At 52.9% G+C, this 21,301-nt stretch carries 22 protein-coding genes and 1 tRNA gene; 9 read left to right on the top strand and 14 right to left on the bottom strand.

What is annotated here, in order from left to right; translation table 11 throughout:
* Window positions 1–113 precede the first annotated feature (113 nt).
* Together MXMO3_RS02060 and MXMO3_RS02055 are read left to right on the top strand one after the other, a co-directional pair.
* Entirely contained in the window at window positions 114–746 is a 633-nt protein-coding gene (locus MXMO3_RS02060; RefSeq protein ID WP_117394786.1) for a 5-formyltetrahydrofolate cyclo-ligase, read from the top strand.
* A 42-nt stretch (window positions 747–788) separates the two neighbouring features.
* Window positions 789–965 (top strand): DUF1674 domain-containing protein, encoded by a 177-nt coding sequence (locus MXMO3_RS02055; RefSeq protein ID WP_117394785.1) that lies wholly within the window; start codon window positions 789–791, stop codon window positions 963–965.
* Here the strand turns inward: MXMO3_RS02055 and MXMO3_RS02050 are convergent.
* The 8 genes from MXMO3_RS02050 to tsaD form a co-directional block, all read right to left on the bottom strand.
* Entirely contained in the window at window positions 954–2,411 is a 1,458-nt protein-coding gene (locus tag MXMO3_RS02050) for a cryptochrome/photolyase family protein (RefSeq protein WP_205468061.1), read from the bottom strand. The two genes, MXMO3_RS02055 and MXMO3_RS02050, sit on opposite strands and share 12 nt — an antisense overlap.
* An 81-nt stretch (window positions 2,412–2,492) precedes the next feature.
* Window positions 2,493–4,055, bottom strand: coding sequence for a methyl-accepting chemotaxis protein (locus MXMO3_RS02045; RefSeq protein WP_162889095.1), 1,563 nt, complete (start codon window positions 4,053–4,055; stop codon window positions 2,493–2,495).
* Window positions 4,030–4,542, bottom strand: coding sequence for a PAS domain-containing protein (locus MXMO3_RS02040; RefSeq protein ID WP_117394783.1), 513 nt, complete (start codon window positions 4,540–4,542; stop codon window positions 4,030–4,032). The genes MXMO3_RS02045 and MXMO3_RS02040 overlap by 26 nt, the downstream gene beginning before the upstream one ends.
* 303 nt (window positions 4,543–4,845) lie before the next feature.
* Entirely contained in the window at window positions 4,846–5,274 is a 429-nt protein-coding gene (locus MXMO3_RS02035) for a DUF1761 domain-containing protein (RefSeq protein ID WP_117394782.1), read from the bottom strand.
* Window positions 5,275–5,326: 52 nt separating this feature from the next.
* Complete coding sequence (locus tag MXMO3_RS02030; RefSeq protein ID WP_117394781.1) at window positions 5,327–5,743, bottom strand: EVE domain-containing protein; 417 nt, start codon at window positions 5,741–5,743, stop codon at window positions 5,327–5,329.
* Entirely contained in the window at window positions 5,743–6,036 is a 294-nt protein-coding gene (locus tag MXMO3_RS02025; protein ID WP_027835917.1) for a YciI family protein, read from the bottom strand. The genes MXMO3_RS02030 and MXMO3_RS02025 overlap by 1 nt, the downstream gene beginning before the upstream one ends.
* 13 nt (window positions 6,037–6,049) lie before the next feature.
* Window positions 6,050–7,042 carry an NAD(P)H-dependent glycerol-3-phosphate dehydrogenase gene (locus MXMO3_RS02020; RefSeq protein WP_117394780.1) on the bottom strand — a complete coding sequence of 331 codons (993 nt, stop codon included), beginning with the start codon at window positions 7,040–7,042 and terminating at the stop codon, window positions 6,050–6,052.
* Window positions 7,039–8,118 carry a tRNA (adenosine(37)-N6)-threonylcarbamoyltransferase complex transferase subunit TsaD gene (gene tsaD, locus MXMO3_RS02015; RefSeq protein WP_117394779.1) on the bottom strand — a complete coding sequence of 360 codons (1,080 nt, stop codon included), beginning with the start codon at window positions 8,116–8,118 and terminating at the stop codon, window positions 7,039–7,041. Before tsaD ends, MXMO3_RS02020 begins: the two co-directional genes overlap by 4 nt.
* A 65-nt stretch (window positions 8,119–8,183) precedes the next feature.
* Here tsaD and hemC point away from each other — a divergent pair, with 65 nt between their 5' ends.
* The 4 genes from hemC to MXMO3_RS01995 are packed head-to-tail and all read left to right on the top strand — an operon-like array spanning window position 8,184 to window position 12,735.
* The gene (hemC, locus tag MXMO3_RS02010; protein ID WP_117394778.1) at window positions 8,184–9,140 is read left to right on the top strand and encodes a hydroxymethylbilane synthase; all 957 of its coding nucleotides are present in this window, start codon (window positions 8,184–8,186) and stop codon (window positions 9,138–9,140) included.
* 22 nt (window positions 9,141–9,162) lie between these two features.
* A complete protein-coding gene (locus tag MXMO3_RS02005; protein WP_117394777.1) occupies window positions 9,163–9,876 on the top strand; it encodes a uroporphyrinogen-III synthase in 714 nt (237 codons plus the stop codon).
* A gap of 43 nt (window positions 9,877–9,919) precedes the next feature.
* The gene (locus MXMO3_RS02000; RefSeq protein ID WP_117394776.1) at window positions 9,920–11,347 is read left to right on the top strand and encodes a hypothetical protein; all 1,428 of its coding nucleotides are present in this window, start codon (window positions 9,920–9,922) and stop codon (window positions 11,345–11,347) included.
* Window positions 11,344–12,735: a heme biosynthesis protein HemY gene (locus MXMO3_RS01995; RefSeq protein WP_027835912.1), complete on the top strand. Its 1,392-nt coding sequence runs from the start codon at window positions 11,344–11,346 to the stop codon at window positions 12,733–12,735. The genes MXMO3_RS02000 and MXMO3_RS01995 overlap by 4 nt, the downstream gene beginning before the upstream one ends.
* Before the next feature lie 5 nt (window positions 12,736–12,740).
* Here the strand turns inward: MXMO3_RS01995 and MXMO3_RS01990 are convergent, their stop codons facing one another.
* The gene (locus MXMO3_RS01990) at window positions 12,741–13,457 is read right to left on the bottom strand and encodes a deiodinase-like protein (RefSeq protein WP_117394775.1); all 717 of its coding nucleotides are present in this window, start codon (window positions 13,455–13,457) and stop codon (window positions 12,741–12,743) included.
* A 24-nt stretch (window positions 13,458–13,481) separates the two neighbouring features.
* Window positions 13,482–13,919 carry a MarR family winged helix-turn-helix transcriptional regulator gene (locus tag MXMO3_RS01985; RefSeq protein WP_117394774.1) on the bottom strand — a complete coding sequence of 146 codons (438 nt, stop codon included), beginning with the start codon at window positions 13,917–13,919 and terminating at the stop codon, window positions 13,482–13,484.
* A 364-nt stretch (window positions 13,920–14,283) separates the two neighbouring features.
* On the opposite strand from MXMO3_RS01985, the gene MXMO3_RS01980 reads away from it, so the two are divergent.
* Both MXMO3_RS01980 and MXMO3_RS01975 read left to right on the top strand, forming a co-directional pair.
* A tRNA-Thr gene (locus MXMO3_RS01980) sits at window positions 14,284–14,359 on the top strand.
* A 25-nt stretch (window positions 14,360–14,384) separates the two neighbouring features.
* Window positions 14,385–14,945 (top strand): dienelactone hydrolase family protein, encoded by a 561-nt coding sequence (locus MXMO3_RS01975; protein WP_117394773.1) that lies wholly within the window; start codon window positions 14,385–14,387, stop codon window positions 14,943–14,945.
* Between the two features lie 28 nt (window positions 14,946–14,973).
* Here MXMO3_RS01975 and MXMO3_RS01970 read toward each other — a convergent pair whose 3' ends face one another.
* Together MXMO3_RS01970 and MXMO3_RS01965 are read right to left on the bottom strand one after the other, a co-directional pair.
* Window positions 14,974–17,520: an autotransporter domain-containing protein gene (locus MXMO3_RS01970; protein ID WP_117394772.1), complete on the bottom strand. Its 2,547-nt coding sequence runs from the start codon at window positions 17,518–17,520 to the stop codon at window positions 14,974–14,976.
* 127 nt (window positions 17,521–17,647) lie between these two features.
* On the bottom strand, window positions 17,648–18,538 hold the full coding sequence (locus tag MXMO3_RS01965) for an alpha/beta hydrolase (protein WP_117394771.1): 891 nt from the start codon (window positions 18,536–18,538) through the stop codon (window positions 17,648–17,650).
* A 127-nt stretch (window positions 18,539–18,665) separates the two neighbouring features.
* Between MXMO3_RS01965 and MXMO3_RS01960 the strand changes: the two genes are divergently transcribed.
* Window positions 18,666–19,118: a GNAT family N-acetyltransferase gene (locus MXMO3_RS01960; protein ID WP_162889094.1), complete on the top strand. Its 453-nt coding sequence runs from the start codon at window positions 18,666–18,668 to the stop codon at window positions 19,116–19,118.
* Between the two features lies 1 nt (window position 19,119).
* Here MXMO3_RS01960 and MXMO3_RS01955 read toward each other — a convergent pair whose 3' ends face one another.
* Both MXMO3_RS01955 and MXMO3_RS01950 read right to left on the bottom strand, forming a co-directional pair.
* Window positions 19,120–19,905, bottom strand: a complete 786-nt coding sequence (locus MXMO3_RS01955; RefSeq protein WP_027835907.1) for a DUF2189 domain-containing protein — start codon at window positions 19,903–19,905, stop codon at window positions 19,120–19,122.
* 125 nt (window positions 19,906–20,030) lie between these two features.
* Window positions 20,031–21,212, bottom strand: a complete 1,182-nt coding sequence (locus tag MXMO3_RS01950; RefSeq protein WP_117394769.1) for a BaiN/RdsA family NAD(P)/FAD-dependent oxidoreductase — start codon at window positions 21,210–21,212, stop codon at window positions 20,031–20,033.
* Window positions 21,213–21,301: the final 89 nt, after the last annotated feature.

Here is a 21,301-nt window from a genome sequence, read left to right as displayed (position 1 = left end):
TGGGCATGTTTACGCCTTGTGGCAAGTGCCCCGGGGGGAAAATTTGCCTTGCTATGATACGCGCCCTATTGTGCCCAAACTGCGGCACTCATCTCAAAGGACTGCACCTTCATATGACAGACAGACCTTCACCTTCCAGTTCAAATAGCTGCATGAGCCATCAATTGGTGGATGGGCATGTGGTGGACCTGGATACGGTGCGCGATGTCGCCCGTTTTCGCAACGCCACCCGCGAAGAGCTTTATGCCAAACGCAAAGCAGTTTCGTTAGACGCACGACGTGCCACCGCCACAGCAATTGGCACGCTGCTAAATGAAGCCATAGGTGACCCCAAGAACAAGGTTATCGCGGCCTATTGGCCCATTCGCGGCGAACTGGATCTCCGCGATTGGATGGCCAATATGCATAATCGTGGCGCAATCCTTTCGCTGCCTGTTATGCCCGCCAAACATCAACCGCTCGAATTTCACCATTGGACGCCGCAAAGCGAAATGCAAATGGGGCATTTCAACATTCCCATTCCCGCCGCCTCAGCCCCGCTCGATCCTGACATCATTGTTGTGCCGCTCTTAGGTGTTGATGCGGCACAATATCGGCTGGGCAATGGCGGCGGCTATTACGACCGGACATTGGCGCGTCGCCCAAATGCTCACACGATCGGTATTGGGGCCGAATTCTGCCAAATCCAGACCATTTTTCCGCAACCATGGGACATAAAGTTGAACACAATTTTGCTTGCACCCTAGGTCGCACTTGATAAACTCCGCCCACATTTAAGGGGATCGACAATGGATAAAAAACCAGACCCAAAAATCGCTGAGCAAGCTTTAGCTGAGGCCCAGGCCCGCCGCGCTGAAATTGACCAGAAGCAAAAAGACGCCCCCAAAGAAATCAATGGCAAAAAGGGACCAGACCCAGCACGTTATGGCGACTGGGAAAACAAAGGCATTGCCTCAGATTTCTGATTCCATTTGAGCGGCGCGCTCATCCTTGTGCTTTTCATAAGCGGCCAACGCCGCTTTGCGTGATTCTTTCAAATTCACCATGGGTTCGGGGTATTTAGAGCCGTCGAGCCCATATTTTTTGCGCTCATCATCCGGCGCTTCCCACGGCGCAAACAAATAGCGCGTCGGCACATCGCGCAATTCCGGCACATGAGCGCGGATATAGTCTCCCTCCGCATCAAATTTTTGCCCCTGCAAGGCCGGGTTAAACACACGAAAATAAGGTGCAGCATCAGCCCCCGTGCCAGCAACCCACTGCCAAGAGGCACCGTTGCTGGCCAAATCGGCATCAAACAAGCAATCTTCAAACCAGGCCATGCCGTCCCGCCAATCCTGTCGCAGATTTTTGGTCAGATAGGACGCGACAATCATGCGCACCCGGTTATGCATATAACCCGTGCGCCAGAGTTCACGCATCCCCGCATCGACAATCGGCACCCCCGTTTGCCCGCGCTGCCATCGCTTCAGAAATGTCTCATTTGGGGTCCACCTAAACCCTTCAAATTGCGGTTGAAAGTTTTTTTGCGGCAAGCTGGGGAAATGATAGAGCAAATAGGCAGAGAATTCGCGCCAACCAAGTTCAGAGCGATAATGTTCGACATTCCGATCTTGATCGTAATGATCTAACGCGGCCCACAATTGGTGCGGCGAAATTTGCCCGAAATGCAAATAGGGCGACAGCCGCGAAACATAAGGCTCTGCCGGGAAATCACGGCCCTGCTTATAATTGAATAAGCCTTCATCCACGAAAGTGTCCCACATGGCCCGTGCACCCGCTTCGCTGATGTCCCAGCCTTTTGCAATTTTCGCCCCCCAATCACGATCAGGCAACAGCTTAAGGTCGTCTAGTTTGACCGCATTCTCAAGCTGCACTGAACAAAGATTGAGGTCCGCGGGTGCTGCGATCGGCTTGCGCGGCGGATCCGCATTCAGGCAGCCTTTTTTGTAAAAGGGGGTAAAAACCTTGTAGGGGCCACCATCTTTTTTCTCAATCGTCCATGGCTCAAAAAGCAAGCTTGCATTGTGGCTGCGCACCTCAATATCACGTTCTGTCAGCCAACTCTTTAGCGCCTTGTCCCGCGCAATCGCTGCAGGCTCATACATGCGGTTCCAGTGCACAGCGGCAATGTCAAATTGATCTGCAAGCGTTTCGAAGACCGACTGGGCACTGCCTTTAAACAACGCCAGCCGCCCATCCATGCTGCCGTCCAGCGCCGATAGGGCATGATGCAGCCAAACATTGGACGCCCCGCCCGCTTTGGGCTGATCGTCAAAACCCTGATCGTCGATATAGAGAGGCAATACAGGCAGTTTGGCCTCATGGGCCGCACAAAGTGCCGGATTGTCGGCCAATCTCAAATCTCGCCGAAACCAGCAAATGGCAATTTTTTGCTTTGTCTTACTCAAAATAAACCCTCACGCACCTGTTTTAAAACAAACGCATGAGGGCCATCATCAGATCAAATACCTAGAGGCATTTTTCAGGTTTTAAGCGACATTGCTGGTGCGTTGAGATAGCTCTGGCAAAGAAATGTCTTCTTTGTTGGTTTTGAACCGTTTCACAACAGAGTCCAATTCGCTTGCTCGACCTTCTGTTTGCTCAATCGCTGCATTGGTTTCTTCCACCAGAGCCGCATTGTGCTGGGTCGTTTCATCCATCTCGCGTACCGATGCATGCAATGTTTCAATTTTGTCTGCTTGCGTGCGACTGTCTTTTGCAAAACCCTGCACCAAAGTTGAAAAACTAGCGACCGCCTCAACAATCTCTTCGAGGGATTGGCCAGCCCGGGCAACAAGTTCGCTGCCGTTTTCCACTTCGCCTGTGCTTTTTTCAATCAAGACCTTCACCTCATTCGAGGCATCGGCAGCGCTCTGCGCCAATCGCCGCACTTCAACGGCGACAACCGCAAAGCCTTTGCCCGCCTCGCCAGCTCGCGCGGCCTCCACCGAGGCGTTCAGCGCCAGCAGGTTGGTTTGAAAGGCAATATTGTCGATCATCTCGATCACTTTGGAGATTTGCTTCGAGCTATCGCTGATCCGGCCCATGGCATCATTGGCTTCACGCATCACATCGCCACCCCGTTGCGCAATGTCTTGCGCCCGTTGTGACCCTACATAGCCCTCTTGCGCTCGCTGGGCATTGGTCTCGACCATCTCGGCGATTTCCTGCATGGCCGCGGAAGTATGCTCAAGCGTTGCCGCCTGGCGCATGGTGCGCTCAGCCAAATCATCCGAACCGGTCAAAATTTCACCCGTGGCAGATTTCAACGCACCTGAAGTCGACCGCAAGCTGCCAATAATGTTGGTCAATTCTTCCGCAACCTTATTGGTGTCCCCCTGCAATCGCGCAAATGCACCTTGGTAATTGCCTTCAACACGCTTGGAAAGGTCCGCTTTGGCCAGATGCGACAACACCATCCCCGTGTCGGAAATGCCCTGATCAATCGTGGACATCAACAGATTCACATTCTGCCCCAGTTGGTTAAGGCCTTCATCGCCGAAATCAGCGTTTACCCGTTTGCTCAAATCGCCTCTTACTGCCGCGTCAACAACTTCACCGATTTCGCTGCGCAAGCTTTCCAACATGCCCGCAAAGTCACCCATGCGATCAATACCCGCATTCACCCCGTCAACGGCGTGCGCGTATGAACCCAACATGCCTTCCTTGCGGATCTTGCGATAATAGCGCCCTTCGCTGGCGGCTTGCATCGCCAAATAGCTTTCGCGCACAAACGCATCGGCCACATCGATCATGTCGTTGAATGTGTCTTTAACATCACTGCACTCGCCGTGCGCACCAACGGCAACAAGCCGCACGTCAAAATCACCACGGCGAAGCGCCTCGCCTGTGGTCTTAATGCGCCGGATAAACCGCCGTAAGCGAATAAACTGATGCGTCAAATAGGCAAGAACAACCAGTGACAGAGCCCCAATTGTGAGCTCCAAGAATAGCGGCGCGCTGAGCACGCTGCATATGAGATTGGCCACAAAAAGCACAAACAAGGCACTGGAGGCCGCAATAACTCTAGAGAGTGAATACGAATTCATCATAATCCATGCCCTTCTCTGCCAAAATAGCATCTAATTTCTCAGTAGAGGCCTGTAGCCCTGCCTTACGATTTTTGTGACTTTTCTCTTCATTCAGAAGCAACTCATAAATCGAACTGATTTGCGCAATCGCTTCTGGGCGGGCATAGCGTCGATTTGAATGAAATGATGTGATTTCGCCCTTGCCATTTCGGCTTGGCGTAACATGTGCGAACACCCAATAATGATTGCCATTTTTGGTGCCATTCACCACATAGGCGAATACCTCACGCCCGGCTAGCAACCTGTCCCACAAAAGCTTAAACACACAGCGGGGCATGGCCTCTGAGCGAATGATGCTGTGGGGTTTTCCCAGCAATTCCTGCTCACTATATTCTGCAAGATCGAGAAACACTCGGTTTGCATATTGGATGTGACCTTTAAGATTGGTCTTTGAAACAACAATCCGCTCAGGATCGAAAGACCGCTGCGCGCCTTCAACAGCAAGCATAAGCACCTCTAATTAAAATAAATTCTACAACCTAAAATATAACGAAAATCAAAGCAAAGTTATACTTACACCATCCAATTAACATTCGATGAATGCAGTTCATTTACTTATTTTTCTTGAAAACAGCGTTTTGGTTACACATTTAGACTGCAGGAAGATCACACAACGACACAGAATCGTAAATTCGTCTTCATGGTTACATCTGATACTTTTAAAGAATCATTAAAAAAAACCGCCACGACTTCGGCCCGTGACGGTAAGTAATTCAAATCGCTATGAAAATTTTTTAGATGAACGGCTGAACTATGCCAGCAGCCCCAGAATCACGCCTTGAACGATCATTACACCCAATAGATACCCGCCATCAATCAGCGTGAGTGTATATTTTTGGCCCTGATAGGCATGGTTTAGCACCATCGAGGTCATGATAAATCCAATCCACATGTGCCCGCCAATCATGACCGCATCCCAAATCTGGATATCTGTGGCACTGCTGTCCAAAATCGTGCGTGTGAGCAGCAATAAAAAATACGCCATAATGAGCTGACAAATGGCGGCAACCACAAACGGCATTGGTGATTCCTTGCCATCAGGCATCAACTCTTCTCTGGTTTTGCCCAGTGCATTCATCCACTGCTTGCCCAAGGCTGAGTACCAGCCCATGCCGAGCACCATGCTCCCCAGCGCGGCCAGCAAAACCGCCAGCCAATTCACACCTACAAAATGTGTCATCTTCTTTCCTCCCCAAAAGATGAGACGAGCACGATTTAATACCCGTGAGTAATTATGGCTTTACGCCCCCCAGTTTGCAAATAATTTCCCATTCTTTCTCAGTAACGGGTTGCACAGAAAGACGTGAATTATTGACCAATACCATGTCTTCCAGATCAGGGTGCTGTTTTACATCTTCAAGCGTGATGGGGGTTTTAAAGCTTTCTACGGCTTCTATGTCCACACACTCCCAACGCGGGTCATCTGTAGTGCTGTCGGGGTGCGCTTCCGCAGCCACCTTCACCACACCAACAATGCGCTTTTCATTCACGGAATGATAGAAGAAACCTTTGTCGCCCACTTTCATCTCACGCATATTGTTGCGCGCCTGATAGTTGCGCACACCATCCCACTCTTCCGGCGCGCCTTTTTTCACCTGATCATCCCAACCCCATGTGTTGGGTTCGCTCTTAAACAACCAATAGGCCATTATGCATTCTCCTCGGGTGGATTGATGGCCCAGGCCCACTCCGTCACACCAACGGATTCAAAAACACCCTGTGTCACGTAAGGGTCGGCCTCGGCATAAGTTCGCGCTGCGGTCAAAGACGGCACATCAATAATGATCAAACTGCCCGTCGGGTTGCCATCTTCGTCGAGATATGGTCCCGCCAGCTTCAACTGATCTCCCAAATCTTTCCAGTAAGCAAGGTGAGCCGCACGAGTCTCCTTGCGCAACTCCAACGCATCGGGTCGATCACGTCCTGAAACCACAAAATACATTTAGTTCTCCATCTTATTCAGACCGCAAGGGCCGTGTCATCAATTGCGCCACCAAGCTTTCAATTGGCGCCTCGCCTTGCAATAGCGCATTCACTGCCGCAATGATCGGCGCCTCAACCTGATATTTTTTCGCCAGTTCCAAACCAACCGGGCTGGAATGCACGCCTTCGGCCAGTTTCGCGCCGCTCTTTACGATTTGCTCAACTGTTTCACCCGCGCCCAAGCGGAAACCGAAATCGAAATTGCGTGATTCCCGCGCTGTGCAGCTTAGAGTCAAATCGCCCAGCCCAGCCAGACTGTTCAGGCTTTCGCGTTGCCCGCCCATCGCTGCAATCAGCGGCCCCATTTCAGCAAAGGCGCGCGCCATAATCGATGACCTCGCCGACAAACCAAGCTGCGCCCCGTCAACAGCCCCACAGGCCAAGGCGTAAATGTTTTTGAGCGCCCCGGCCAACTCAACACCCACAATGTCGTCGCTGGAATAGGGGCGAAAGGTTGGCCCTGCCAACACATCAACGATCTGCCGCGCGGCCTCAATATTTGGCCCCGCGAGCGTTACCGCCGTTGGCTTGCCCTGCGCCACATCCACGGCAAAACTGGGCCCCGACAGCACAAATGGCACCGCTTTCGGACAGGCTTCAGCCAAAATTTCACTCTGGCGCTCTAAGGTCTGCTTCTCCAGCCCCTTGGCGCACAAAACCACAGGCATGCCGGCCAAGCGGTCGGCTCCAATTTCCGCCAACACGGCGCGGCTGGCCTGCGCGGGCACCACCAGCAAAACGGCCAGTGCCGCCTCTATGCCCTCATAGCCCAATTGCGCCTGCACATGGGAATCCATCTCAACGGTTTTCAGATAATGCGGATTGCGGCGCTCCTCATTGATCGTGCGAATGGCCACGTCGTCGCGACCACATAACACCACCCGATTGCCACCCAGACCGAGCATATGCGCCAACGCGCTGCCCCACGCCCCGGCACCAACCACAAAGATGGGTTTCTCGCTCACTCTGCATCCCCTTTTTCTGTCAGCGCCATATCTTCAGAATCCAAAGGCCATCGCGGCCGCGCTTGAAAATCCGGGCCGTCGCGCTCGCCCAGATTAAACCGTTCAATGCCTGCCCATGCAATCATGGCGCCATTGTCCGTACACAGTTTAATCGGCGGCACCACCATTTGCGCCTCATATTCAATCGCCAAATCTTTCAGCAATTGGCCAATGGCCTTATTGGCCGCCACACCACCAGCCACCACAAAGCGCGGCCTTTGATCAGGGAATTCTGCTTCAAAGCGCGCCAGCGCCAAACGGCACCGATTGTCCAATATTTTTAAAATGGTCGCCTGAAAGCTGGCGCAAATATCAGCCACATCCTGATCGCTTAAGGGCGCCAGTTTTTCCGCGGCCAGGCGCACGGCTGTTTTCAGACCAGAAAAAGAGAAGTCGAGCCGCTTTTCTTTCAACAATGGCTTGGGGAAAGAAAAGCGATCTGGGTCACCCTTTTGCGCCCATTCTTCCACCAAGGGGCCGCCCGGCATGCCCAAATCAAGCATTTTGGCCACCTTATCGAACGCTTCGCCCAACGCATCATCAATGGTGCTGCCCCACCGTTCATATTGGCCAACACCCTTCACCAACACAAATTGGCTGTGCCCCCCAGACACCAACAAAAGGAGATAGGGAAATGCCAGACCGTCCGTTAGACGTGGCGTCAGCGCGTGACCTTCTAGGTGATTGATCGCCAATAGCGGCAAACCATGGGCATAGGCCATGGCCTTGGCGCTGGTCAGCCCCACCAGCACACCACCGATCAAACCCGGCCCGGCTGTCGCAGCAATCCCATCCAGATCAGCAAAGCTCAACTGCGCCTCGGCAAGGGCTTGCGCGACAATATGATCCATATATTGCACATGGGAACGGGCGGCGATTTCCGGTACAACCCCGCCAAAGGCTTTATGCTCATCAAATTGGGAGCGCACCATATTGGCCAAAATCTCGGCGCGGCCATTGCCGTGGCGGCGCACAACCGCTGCCGCAGTTTCATCGCAGCTGGTTTCGATGCCCAGAATGGTCGTTGCTTGCCCCATAGCTCTGATTTCGCTAAGCCTTCACTAAATGATTGATTAAAGCCCTATATCAAGTGGATTGAACATTGCAAACAGAACCCGCCACAAAACCTATTCTCACCATCGGCACCCGCGGCTCGTTGCTGGCCTTGGCGCAGGCCAAACAGGTCCGTCGCGAATTGGCCCAAAAGAACGGTTTAAACCCCGATGAGATCGCCATCGAAGTGATCAAAACCAGCGGTGATATCATTTTGGACCGGCCATTATCAGAGGTGGGCGGCAAGGGCTTGTTCACCAAAGAAATTGAAGTGGCATTGTTTGACAAGCGGATCGACTTGGCCGTTCATTCCGCCAAAGACGTGGCAACGATGCTGCCTGACGGCATGATCCTGCCCGCCTTTTTGGAACGCGAAGACACCCGCGATGCTTTTGTTTCTCTGCGACACAAAAGCTTGGACGATGTTCCCCAAGGCGCCAAATTCGGCACCTCCTCAATCCGGCGCGGCGCGCAAATTTTGCGCCAGCGGCCTGACCTGCAAATTGTTGAGTTTCGTGGCAATGTGCAAACTCGGATGAAAAAGCTGGAAGATGGCGTGGCCGAAGCCACCTTGCTGGCCTATTCCGGCTTGAAGCGGTTAGATATGAGCCACATTGCCAAGCAATTGATCGACCCCACCATCATGCCCCCCGCCCCGGGCCAAGGCGCATTGGCCATCGAGACTCGGGCAGACGATGATCAGGTAAACGAATGGGTGCGCAAGCTCAACCACGCGCCAACGGCTGCAAAAATGGTCGCCGAGCGCCACTATCTGCATGGCTTGGATGGCTCTTGCCGCACCCCAATCGCCGCCTATTCCACATTGGAAAATGATGAGTTGCATATCTTTGGGCAAGTTCTATCCTTGGATGGACAAACGGTCTACGAGGCCGAGGTGTCTGGCCATGCTGCCGACGCAGAAGAAATTGGCAAGGAATTGGCCAGCATCATCAAAAGCGCTGCAGGCGACAAGTTTTTTGAAACATTCGAAAAGCGCGAAGATTAGATAGTGACCCTAAAGGTGACATATGAGCGAAGCCGGTAAATCTCTTTTGGTCACCCGCCCTTTCCCCGGCGGGCAAAAAACAGTTGCCGGCTTGATGGCTATGGGCCACCGCCCCATGGCGGTGCCGCTTTTTTCCAAGCGCATCTTGCCGCTTGATATGCCTTCACCATTTCAAATCACCGCAACGATTTTCACATCCGCCAACAGCGTACGCGCCCTTTCGCGGGACGAAATTGAAATTGGGCATCAATTGCTGCCCTGTTTCACCGTGGGCGACACAACGGCCCAGGCCGCAACCCATGCGGGTTTCACCAATCTGCTTTCCGCCAAGGGTGATGTGAAAGAACTGATCGCGCTGATCGAGAAAATGGAACTCACCGGCAACTATTTTTACCCCTGCGCCATTGATCGGAAGCCGGATCTTGAAGATCATTTCCGCGGCACCGGCGTCAACATTCAAGCCAATCCCGCCTATGAAATGATCCCCATTAAGGATTTGCCGCCACCTGTGGTGACGCAATTGAAGCAAGGGGAAATTGACGGGGTCCTGATCTATTCCGCGCGGGCCGCCACACAATTTGCAAATCTATGTGCCAAGCATAATATAGAAATAGGTGATTTGCCGTTTTATTGCCTTTCACCCAGCATCTGGGCGACACTTGAGGCAGAAGGTGCCAAAAACGGATTTGTTGCAAAAGCACCAAATGAAAACACTTTGTTTGAACTCTTAGATTAAGTTCCAAAACCAAACACCAAAACACTGGCTAAAAAGGTTTTTTATGGTCGAAGATAATAAAAAAGGTCCCGTGCGGCCGCCGATTTTGGATGCAGAAGCCAAGAAAAGCGCTTCATCGTCTGAGCGCTCGACCAAAAGCCAAGCCGAAAGTGAAAAACCAAAGCCAACTGACGGCAACCCCGCCGACAAAAAAGCGACATCGGCCGCCCAAGAGTCGACTAAATCCGCCCCTCAAAAGGATTCGAACAGAAAGCCTTCTGAGCCGCCAAAATCAACGGCGCCAGTCGACGAGGGCAGCGGCACCGGCACCTTTATCGCTGCCATTGTTTTAAGCGCTGCACTTGGCATCGCGGGCACCGCCGGGCTGGCCTATTATAAGGTCTTTCCCTTCAACCAATGGGCTGAGCAATCAACACTCGAGCCGGAGATTGCGAAGCTGCAAAAGCGCATCTTTGATTTGGAAAATGCACAAGAAGTGGACCTTACACCTTTTGCCACGGTCGATGATTTGGGCGCATTGCAAAGCGAAATCGAAGCGATTGATACCGACCGCATCAACCAGGCAATTGCAAATATCGAGCAACAGCTGGAAAGCATAAGCACACCTGCGGATGAACCGACACCGATCGATCTTGGGCCCATCGAAAACGCACTTACCGCCCTTGAGCAAGATGTGGCAAATTTGAAGCAAACACAAATCGAACTTGCGGAACGGGCGACAGCGAACCCAGAAGTGAACGTGCCCCCGGCCGCAGCACCGACTGTGGATCTGGAGCCGCTTGAGGCGCAGATTTCGACGCAAGCAACAACACTGGTCGAGTTTGAAGAGCGCATCGCCGCCCAAAATGCACAGATCGCCGATCTCAAAGAGAATTTGGCCGCGCTTCGCGTTCAAATCGCCACTTTGGAAGAGGATCAATCAGCTCGCCAAGCCGCCAATAGCGCATTGGCCGCGGCGCGATTGCCGATTTTGATGAGCGAAATTGACGCTGCCATCAACAGCGGGCAACCCTTTGCCACGCGCTTGCAAGAATTGGCCAGCGTCACCAATGCCACCCCCGCTGACGATGTGTTGGTCATCGCACAAAATGGCCTAACCCCAGCAAACACCCTTAAGGCACAATTCGAAGATCTGCGCCTTCAATTGTTGGCGGCACGCCCAGGCATTGCTGCCGACGCGCCGTGGCAGGATAAACTGCTGGGGGCGGTCAAAGACGCCGTCAATCTGCGCCCTCTCGATGCCGAAGGCGATGACCCGCTGGTGCTGCTCGATGAAGCAGAAGCCGCACTTGCCGCCCAAAACCTGCGCGCCGCCCAAAGCCATTTGCAAAAATTGCCGCCGCAAATGCAGCAGGTGGCAACACCGCTGATTGAACAAATCAACGCCCATCTGGTGGTTGAGCAGTGGCAAACTGACATGCGCGCGGCGCTATTGAACCAAAACGCCCCAGCCGAAGGAGACGCGCAATGATCCGCATCTTTATCATCGTCGCCTTTTCGCTGGCCGTTGCGTGGGGCGCCAGCTTCATCATGTCGGTACCCGGCAGTGTGGCCATCACCGGCTTTGGCTATCAAATGCAGCCCAGCCTGGGCGTCGTCTTGTTCGCCTTGATCCTATTGATGCTCCTGACGATTTTTGTTTGGGCAATCATTCGCCGCATCTTTGGCATCCCGGCGCTGTTCTCACGCGCCAATGAAAAGCGCAAACAACGCAAAGGCGTGGATGCGCTATCAAATGCCATCATCGCCCTGCAAACGGGCGACCCAAATAAAGCCCGACAATTGGCGCGGGAAGCGCGGCTGAAGCTGGAAGGCAACACCGCCGCCCAATTGCTGGAAGCCCAAGCAAATATGCAGTTGGGCGAACTCAAACAAGCGCGATTGCAATATCGGGAGATGATTGAAGACCCGAAAACGGCCATTGCTGCGCTTTCTGGACTTTACGAGCAAGCACGTCGGCAAAACAGAGAAGACGCTGCGGTACAATTTGCCCAGAAGGCCGCCAGCCTGTCGCCCAAATTGGCGTGGGCGCAAAAAGCAATTTTTGCCCATATGGCCAAGCAAGGGGATTACGAAGATGCCCTCGCCCAATTGGACCAAATCCCCTTTGATCGCAGTGCCCGCGACGAGCAAAAGCGCCTCGACGCCGTGTTGCGCACAGCCCTGGCCAAAGAACTGGAAGAAACCGAACCACAGCGGGCCATCACCTTTGCCAACGAAGCGCTGAAAAAGCAACCCGAATTTGTGCCTGCAGCATTGATCGCGGCGCGACTTTATATTTCATCCGGCGAAGTGCGCAAAGCCTCTGGCCTCTTGCGCCGGGTTTGGCGGACCAGTGCGCATCCACATATTGGGGAGCTTTATATCCATGCCCAAACTGGTGCGTCAGCCGTGGAACGCCTTAAACGCGCCAAGACCATGGTGGTCGAACATCCCGACCATTTGGAAAGCGCAATCCTTTTGGCCAGCGCCGCAATTGCTGCCCATGAATGGTCGGATGCCCGCGCCGCGCTGCAACCCTTCACTGATCAGCGCGCCACTCAAAAAGTGTGCACACTGATGGCAGAGGTTGAACAGGGCGACAGCGGCGATCAGGGCAAGGCCCGCGCTTGGCTGTCCCGCGCGGTCACGGCCAAGCCCGACGCCACATGGATCGCCGATGGCATTAGCGCTGATGAGTGGGAACCAACATCGCCGCTAACCGGCAAGTTGGACAAATTCACTTGGACCACGCCCTCACGTAGCGTCGCCAAGCCAACAGGCACGCACAAACCTGCCCAAACGAGCGCTGCTGCTGAGCCGAAAAAGGCAACGGCGCCAGAGCCACTGCCGGCGCCGCCAAATCCCGCAGGCGTCTAATCATTTCAACAATCGGCGTCGGGCATCACTGCCCCGCGTCGATTAAGCGCCAGCAGCATGTTTCTGCGGATAAGGTTTTTCCAAATCAGAACCGGGAGGCCTTTGACGAAATCAAAAAATGAACCTTTACCACTGCGCCCCATGGTGCGGGCCAAAACTGGTGGTGGCACTGGCTTAAAATAGCTTTTCACATTTGCGGGCTTGCCTTTAAGCAACAATTTCAGTGCTTTGGCTGTTGCTTCAGGATTGTTCCAATCCGCGTTGAACACAACACACCCATGCCTATTGATAATGAAGACCGCGTTCGGATAACCGCCATAGGCCATATGGGCGCTGCCTTCGATCCCGTCCACAACAATGGTCCTGAGTTCGCCATCTTCTGTACGCAACTTATTGGCCACCTGCTGTTTGGCTTCCAAATGTCGGTGGGCACCAATGGATTTGCCCGGATGCGCCTCCCGCACATAAAGGATTTTGAAATCAATATGCGGAAACTGGTCTTTCAGCCGTTTCATGCTTTTGCGCCGCCCCTGAAACAAAGGACATGTGATCGACCCGAGTTCCAAAACCAGAAACTCACCGTCAAAATCGAGTAAACGATGCGGTGCGCCATTTACATCCTGCAAATCGAAATCGGGTGCCTTCTGGCCAATTTGCGGCCCGCGAAAATTGTCCAGATCATAATCACCCGTTGAAAATTCTGCATAATTGTAATTGGTCATTCGTGCCTCCTTTGGCAGGTCAGCCTATGCTTTGGCCAACAAATTTTTCGTGGCTTTTCGCAGCAAAAAGGTGAGCTGCTCGACTTCTTCTGCGCTCATGCCGCGCAAGGATTTGGCGATCAGCTCTTGCGCGATGGGCTTGAGTTTACCTTCCAAATCCTGACCGTGATTTGTCAGGAATACCTTGGATTTTCTGCGATCTTGCGCATCGGATTTCCGAACAATTAGGCCCTTCTTTACCATGCCATCCAAGAGCCGAGTGACTGTGGTCCGGTCTCGAAATGTTATGTCCGCCAAGCCACTGGGCGACCGCCCATCTTCCTGCCACAACATCAACAACACGGCCCATTCCTCGGCCGAGATTTTGTGCCCTGCCTCGGCAAATCGCTGCCCAAGTTCGCGTCGAGATAAAAAGCTCAATCTGTTCACCCAATGAATGGGTACATCTTCATAATTTTCCATAATATGTGCAATATACAATAATTGTATTATACAATCAACTACATATTTTGCGCTTGACCGATTCAGTTTTGGAGAGCAGAATCTGAGATAGTTTCAACAATTCGGAAGGAGGTGATCCATTGTCTATTCGATATCAAGATCAGAAAAAGGGCTTTGGAAGTGAGGTGCTGTTAGAGGAGCCAACGCACCGCTAACACCTTCTTCCAAGCAGCCAAAAGGCGCAAAAGTACCTTTATGCTGATATATATCGACGAAGGGTTGCCGGGGTTTCCCCGTGCAACCCTTTTTCATTTCTGCCACCGAGAAACCGTCCCTCCACAAACACCTTGTCTGCATCACACGAAAAAATGTAAATTGCCGTCAGGCCGCTGTAGCTCAGTTGGTAGAGCACGTCATTCGTAATGATGGGGTCGTAGGTTCAAGTCCTATCAGCGGCACCAGTTCCCCAAATAATCAGGTCATTCAATGACACATATCGTCCTTTTTCATTCTATCCTGGGTTTGCGTCCCATCGAAAAGCAGATTGCAGCGCAGTTTGAAGCGGCGGGGCATACGGTGATTTTGCCCGACCTGTTTGGTGGGCAAACTGCAGAAAACTATGAAAACGCATTCGCCATGCGGCGCGAGATCAACAATGACACCATTATGAAACGCGCCACAAGCGCGGTGGACGCTGCCCCGGCAACCGCCATTTTGTCCGGCGTATCATTCGGGGCCGCGCTGGTGGGTGAGTTTTGGTCCTCACGCCCGCAAATGCCCGGCGCCTTGCTCTTCGCCGGCATCACAGAATGGATGACGCCGCGCCGAAGTGAGGTGAAAATCTCCGCTCATATTGCCAAACCTGATCCGTTTGACGATGAAGACTATTTTGAAAATTGGGTGAACGCGGCCGATGGCCCTCAGATTGAGCTGTACCGCTATGAAAATGCCGGCCATTACTTTCTGGACCCGAGCCTGCCCGATTATGATGCCGAGGCCGCTTCCCTCTGCATGCAGCGGGCCAAAGCCTTTCTCGCGCAATTCTGATTTCAAATCATAAGCCCGTGTGGCGGCGCTAAAAATTCACTGCCGCCTTCACTGATGCTTTTGCGCTCAAATCACCTGCCAACGAGCTGGCCACTTCACCTGAGAAAGTCAGTTGGCCTTGCCCATCGGCAAAGGGTCGTTTGACGTCAAAGCCGACAAAGCCAGAAATGCTATTGGCAAGATTGCCATTAAAGCCAATATCCGTTCCCAAAAGCGTGGCATTCACTTGCGACGACCCTGCGTCAATGACGCCATCCACACCGGCACGCCAATTCATCTCAAGGTTGCTCAACTCAATCGGGGCGCCCACTTCGCCGCGCACATTCAGCTTCGCCACGTGCCGTGCCTCCACCGACAGTGGGGCAGGACCACCCGTTTCGTCATACCCATCGAGGTGCATATAACTATAACCAATTTGCCCTTTAATATAGCCGCGCTGATCCAACACATCGATTGGCATGGTCACTGCAAATGTCGGGGCAAAAAACTGTCCCCAGAACGCGCCATCTGCTGCCGTGCCATTCACATGCCGCTCTGTTTGATTCGATACGACACCAGCCACCATTTGCGCCGACAAGATCAAATCATTGAAATCTTGCGTCCAATAGGCGCCGCCAAAGATGCCTTCAGCGCGCGTATGATCGTCATTGGCGCCAACTTTGAAATTGGACTGGCCAACACCAGCAAACAGGCCGAACTGCCCGCTCTCCGCGTTTAGATTGTTTTCAAACCCGCCGACTGCGCCAAACTCTGTTTCAGTGAACGCGGAAGTACCCGTGCGTGCACCAACATGGCCCAACCCGCCAAAGGTCTTGCCCCAAAGTCGAGCCATGCCCGCCTCTGGTTCAAAACCGGTTTGCCCACCATCAAGATTGCCGATGGCCTGCCGGTTCAAATTGAACAATAACCGATCCTGATGCGCAAAAATCGTCGGGTCAATGGTAGCAAGGCGCGTGCCGCCATTCAGCAAAATGCTAAACCCATCATATTTGATGGTTTCAGGCGCACTTTCCAAATCGCTATCACCCTGACCGGTGCCACCTGTGTCCGCAAAATCTAAAACCGCGCTCACACCGGTCTCGATATTCAGCGTATCAATATCATCAGGATTTGTGCCGCCCGCGCCGTCATTGCCATTGCCGAAATCAAGCGCCCCGACAATCACCGTACCATTGAGCAGATTGAGCACATCATTGCCGTCCGATTGCAAATCCAACGCGTGAGTGCCTGTGCTCTCCAGCCGCCCTGAATTCACCACCTGCGCCGCCGCCACATCAAAGCGCTCACGCACCAATATGCCCACATCAGCGAGCACATCACCATGGTTCGCGATGTAAATTGCACCTGTGCCCTCAACGCCCGCACGCAACCCCTCATCAACGGCATCAATATTGCCAAAATTATTGATGGTAACCGCCCCATCATTGGCAATATTCGCGTCAATGCCAATGTCTTGGCTGTCCAATACCGCACTATTGAGCACCGTGATATTGCCATTGCCAGCACCCTTGATGCTGGCATCGATCGTCTCATCTTCTGCGGTAATAGTGCCCTGCGCGACGATGGTGATATTGCCATCACCGTCTACGATCTCACCATCAATGCCCTCGCCACCATTGGACAAAACATTGCCGTTGGACGAAATACTGACATTGCCGCCTTCACTATACGCTTCTATGCCGTCTTCCAGCTGGCTCGTGATATCGCCAACGCTATTGATGGTCACATTGCCATCAATCGCCTGGCCGGCAATTCCCCAAAGGCCGGCTGAGACATTACCAGTGCTGTTGATGACAACGTCGCCAACACGAGAATAGCCAAAAATACCTTCACCCGAAGTGCTGCTTATGTCCCCCTCATTCAGGATGCTGACCAAGCCATCATTGGTATCAGCCAATATACCATATGCATCCAGACCCGTTGTATTGATTGAGCCCTTTTGGTCGATAAGAATGTCCCCTTGATCGAACACCTCTGCCTGAATGCCGTCGCTCGTTTCGCCGGCAGTCTGGATATCACCTTTATGGGTAATGAAGATACTTCCGGGGCCCCCGGAAGTTTCGGCATAGATTGCATCTGCGAGAACGCTGCCACTGGTCGAAATATCACCTTCATGGTTGATCGTAACGCCGCCATCACCCGTCTCTAGAACAATGATGCCACCACCTCTGATGTTGGTGGCCACAACATCGCCCTTGAAATTCACCACCACGTCGCCAGCGCCATCTTCAATAACATAAATTGCCGGCTCGCTATCCACACTAATGCCGAAACGGCCCAAATCCGCATCAATCATGATGCCGGTTGCCGCACCACCATCGCGAAAGTCGATCCCTTCAACGTCAAAGGCAGGAGTAATATTCTGGGTGAGGTTTTGCACAATGAGGTGATCAATCACCGATCCATCCACCTCGACGCCAGCAGACAGATCCCCTTCGCAAACGGCGGTGCTGCCATTAACGACACATGGGCCTGAACTGGGTGGAAGTATTGTTTGAGCATGTGCGCTAACGCTAAGTGACATCCAGATCAGGGCACCAATCAGCCCAATTGACGAATTCGATGTCGTTAGCATTTTGCCCCCTACCCAACACAAAACAGAGATAAATAAAGATTTATCAAGGTGCTAGGCGCACTAACTCCTTCATTTGGGTTTTACAAAACGTTAACCAGAAAAGCAACGTTTGTTGTTGAGGACATTCCTATTCGTCAACATGCCGGTCAATGAAGGACTTGATCCGCTCAACAACCGCCATTTTCTCTCGCAACGGTCGGCTAAGTGAAAACAGGATCTTATAATGGCCCGTGTCCGGCAACACATGGGTTTCATGCGGCACATTGTGGGCGTCCAGCGCTTTTGCAAGTTCTTCCTGATTCCACAGCTTGACCACATCATCGCGATCACCGTGAAACATTAGGCTTGGCGGGCTATTATCATTTACAAACGCAACGGGTCGTGCCGCATCCGCCTGATCCACGTCTGCAAAAATATCCTGGGTGCTCGGCCAATCAGTTGGATCAAACGAATATGGCCCGGCCAGCCCCACCATCGCCGCTGGTCGCGGCGCTTCCCCCAATCGATATTGCTCGCCGTAAGCCAATAACGCTGCCATATGGGCCCCGGCAGAGTGGCCCATCACCACAATCTCTTTGTTAGCGGGTTCGGCCAGCTGCTCCCAAACCCATTGATAGGCGCGGCCAGCGTCTCCCATAAAGCCCTTAAACTGAACCTCAGGAAACAGTCGATAATCGGGGATGACAACGCGATAGCCCTGCGCCGCCAACGCGGCACCCGCAAATTGATAAAACGACTTCTCACCCATGCGCCACCCACCACCATAGTAGAAAATCACAATGGGATTCTTCAGGCTTTGCGCATAAGTGGCATGACGATCGGAGGGGGCATAAATATCCAGTCTGTGCATCGGATCTGGTCCAAAGCTGATATTCTTTTCCATCTGGATATTTTTGTCGGCAATCGCTGCATTCGTCGCAACAAGGGCCTGATCACGCGCAGGCGGATAAAGCGCAATAAATGCCAACATCCCCACCACCACTGCTGAAATCGCAAAAAACCAAATCAAAATGCGCACACGGCCTCCAAAGCTTATTTAACCTATATACGGCCACAGGCCGCAAAAGGTTTCGCCAAAAACCAAACTGTTGACGCGTTTGCGCAAATATCCAATCAATTAGCTCATGACGGCAGCGCACTACACTATGGTCACAATACGCGCCTACCAAGAGGCAGATTGGCCGCAACTTTGCAGCATCCATGACGCCGCCCGCAAAACAGAGCTCGGAGAGGCCAACATAAAGGCGGGCGCGTTCCTGCCACTTGAAAAATGCGCACAAGATAAAAGACTGGTGGGCGGCAAAATCATCGTCGCTGAGCGCGACCAGAAAATCCTCGGTTTTGCCGCATATTCATCGCACCAACTTGCCTGGCTTTATGTAACGCCCCACCATTTTAGCGAAGGCATCGGCCAACAACTGATCCGCCACATACTGGCCCGAACCGACCGCCCGTTAGATGTGCAAATGCTGGATGGCAATCGCCGCGCCTTACGGCTTTATCAGCATATGGGCTTTGAGATTTATAAGCGAACGCAGGGCCACATTGAAGGCACAAATAATGTGCCCGCCACGGGCCTGACCCTGCGCCTGCGTTGATTTAAACCACCAGCTTTTTATAAAGATGCCATGTGGCATGGCCCAAAATCGGTAGGGCAAGCACAAGACCCAAAAACGCCGGCACCATCGCCACAAAGGTGAACAAGACGATCAGTGCCCCAAAGGCAATCATGGGCAGAAAATTCTTGGTCACCGCTTTAAAGCTGGTGATGATCGCTGAAACGAAATCCAACTCACGTTCAAGCAAAAGCGGCATAGCCACCACAGTGGAGGCGAACAACACGAAGGACAGGCCAGCGCCCACCAAGGTGCCAACCGCCAAAAAGCCCAACCCTTCGGACGTGGTGGTGATCACCGTTAGAAACATGCCCACTGATGAGAAGCTCTTGAACCCCAAAAACAGGGCCAGCAGCAACCGCACCTGATAGACCCAAATCCAGAAAATGAACAGCACCACAAAGGCCATCCAGCCCAATTGCCGATCCTTTTGCCGGAACATCAGCCCAAATATTTCGCCCATTTTGAGCGGTTCGCCTGCATGCAATCGACGCGACACGTCATAGAGCCCCACAGCGATAAACGGCCCCAACAGCGGAAAGCCAATGGCAACAGGTATGATCATCCACGGCATATCGTAAACCGCGAGCGCTGCCAGAATGGCAAAGCCACCCAAAACATAAAAGCCACCAAAGATCAGCCCATATTGTGGGGCGCGCATAAAATCGTGCCACCCTTGGCCCAATGCCTCGCCAATGTCGGAAAATCCAATTTTATTAACTTGCGGCAACCCACCCGGTCGCGTTGCAACTTGTGTATCTTCGGTCATGTCTCCCCCCAACCGAACAGATGAAAATAGTCGCCAATCCCAATGCGTCATGCCTGCGCATTCAGCACGGATTGATCATCCCTTTGCGCATCAAATCAAGGAAAAGGCCTGCTGGCAATTTGTTTTTAAACCGCTTGTCCGGCCACCCACGCCGAAGACCAGGCCCATTGGAAATTATACCCACCAAGCCAGCCGGTCATATCCACCACTTCGCCGATAAAATATAGCCCTGGCACTTTTTTCGCTTCCATGGTGCGGTTGTCCAACTCGTCGGTGGCCACCCCCCCCAACGTCACTTCGGCCGTGCGATAACCTTCCGATCCCGTGGGCTTCAACACCCATTGCGCCAAACGGTCTGAAAGAGTTCTGAGCTTCTTGTCACTCATATCCGCCAGATTACCGCTGATATTTTGTTCGTTGATCACAAACTCAACCACGCGCTTGGGCAAAAACTGACCCAAAACAGTCTGCACGGCACGCTTGCCATTGTCTTGTCGCGCGGCCCGTAATTGGTCAAATATGTCGTATCCAGGCAGCATATTGACCTTGATTTGATCGCCCTCGCGCCAAAACGACGAGATTTGCAAAATTGCCGGACCGCTCAACCCACGATGGGTGAACAATAGCGCCTCATTAAATTGCACCTTACCGCGACTCACCTGCACCGGATCCAGCGCCACCCCGGCCAATTCCTTGATCGGCGCTAAAGTGGATTGATCGAACGTCAGGGGCACCAGCGCAGGTCGCGTCTCCACCACCCGCAGCCCAAATTGGCTGGCCAAATCATAACCAAAACTGGTGGCGCCCATTTTCGGGATTGATTTGCCACCGGTGGCCACCACCAGTTTTTCCGCCTCGACCTGTTCATCATCCAGCTCAACAACAAATCTATCGCCGGTTTTTTGCACCCCATGCACACTGGTTTTCAGCCGCAGCTCAACACCCGCATCCCGCAAATCGTCGAGCAACATGTCAATGATCTGTTGCGCGCTCTCATCACAAAAAAGCTGCCCCAAGGTTTTTTCATGAAACGCAATTTTGCGTTCCCGCACACGGCCAATAAAATCCTGCGCCGAAAACCGTTTGAGCGGCGAAATCGCAAAACGCGGATTTTCGCTCAAAAACTGTTTGAAGCTGGTGTTCACATTGGTGAAGTTGCACCGCCCGCCGCCCGAAATGCGGATCTTATCGCCCGCCTTCTTGGCATGGTCCACCAGCAACACCCGCCGCCCGCGCTTGCCCGCCTCCGCCGCCGCCAGCATCCCCGCCGCCCCGGCGCCAATTATCAACACATCCACTTTATGCAAAAGGCTCACTCCTTGGTTGAAGCGAGCCTTACGCGGAAATGACAATTAAAGGCAAGAAAATCCTCGCTGTGCGATATCGAGAATCTGCC

Origin of the sequence: Maritalea myrionectae (assembly GCF_003433515.1) — a bacterium.
GTDB classification, from domain to species: Bacteria; Pseudomonadota; Alphaproteobacteria; order Rhizobiales; family Devosiaceae; genus Maritalea; species Maritalea myrionectae.
The sequence above is the reverse complement of the archived record's forward strand: the minus strand, read 5'-3'. Positions and strand labels throughout refer to the sequence as shown.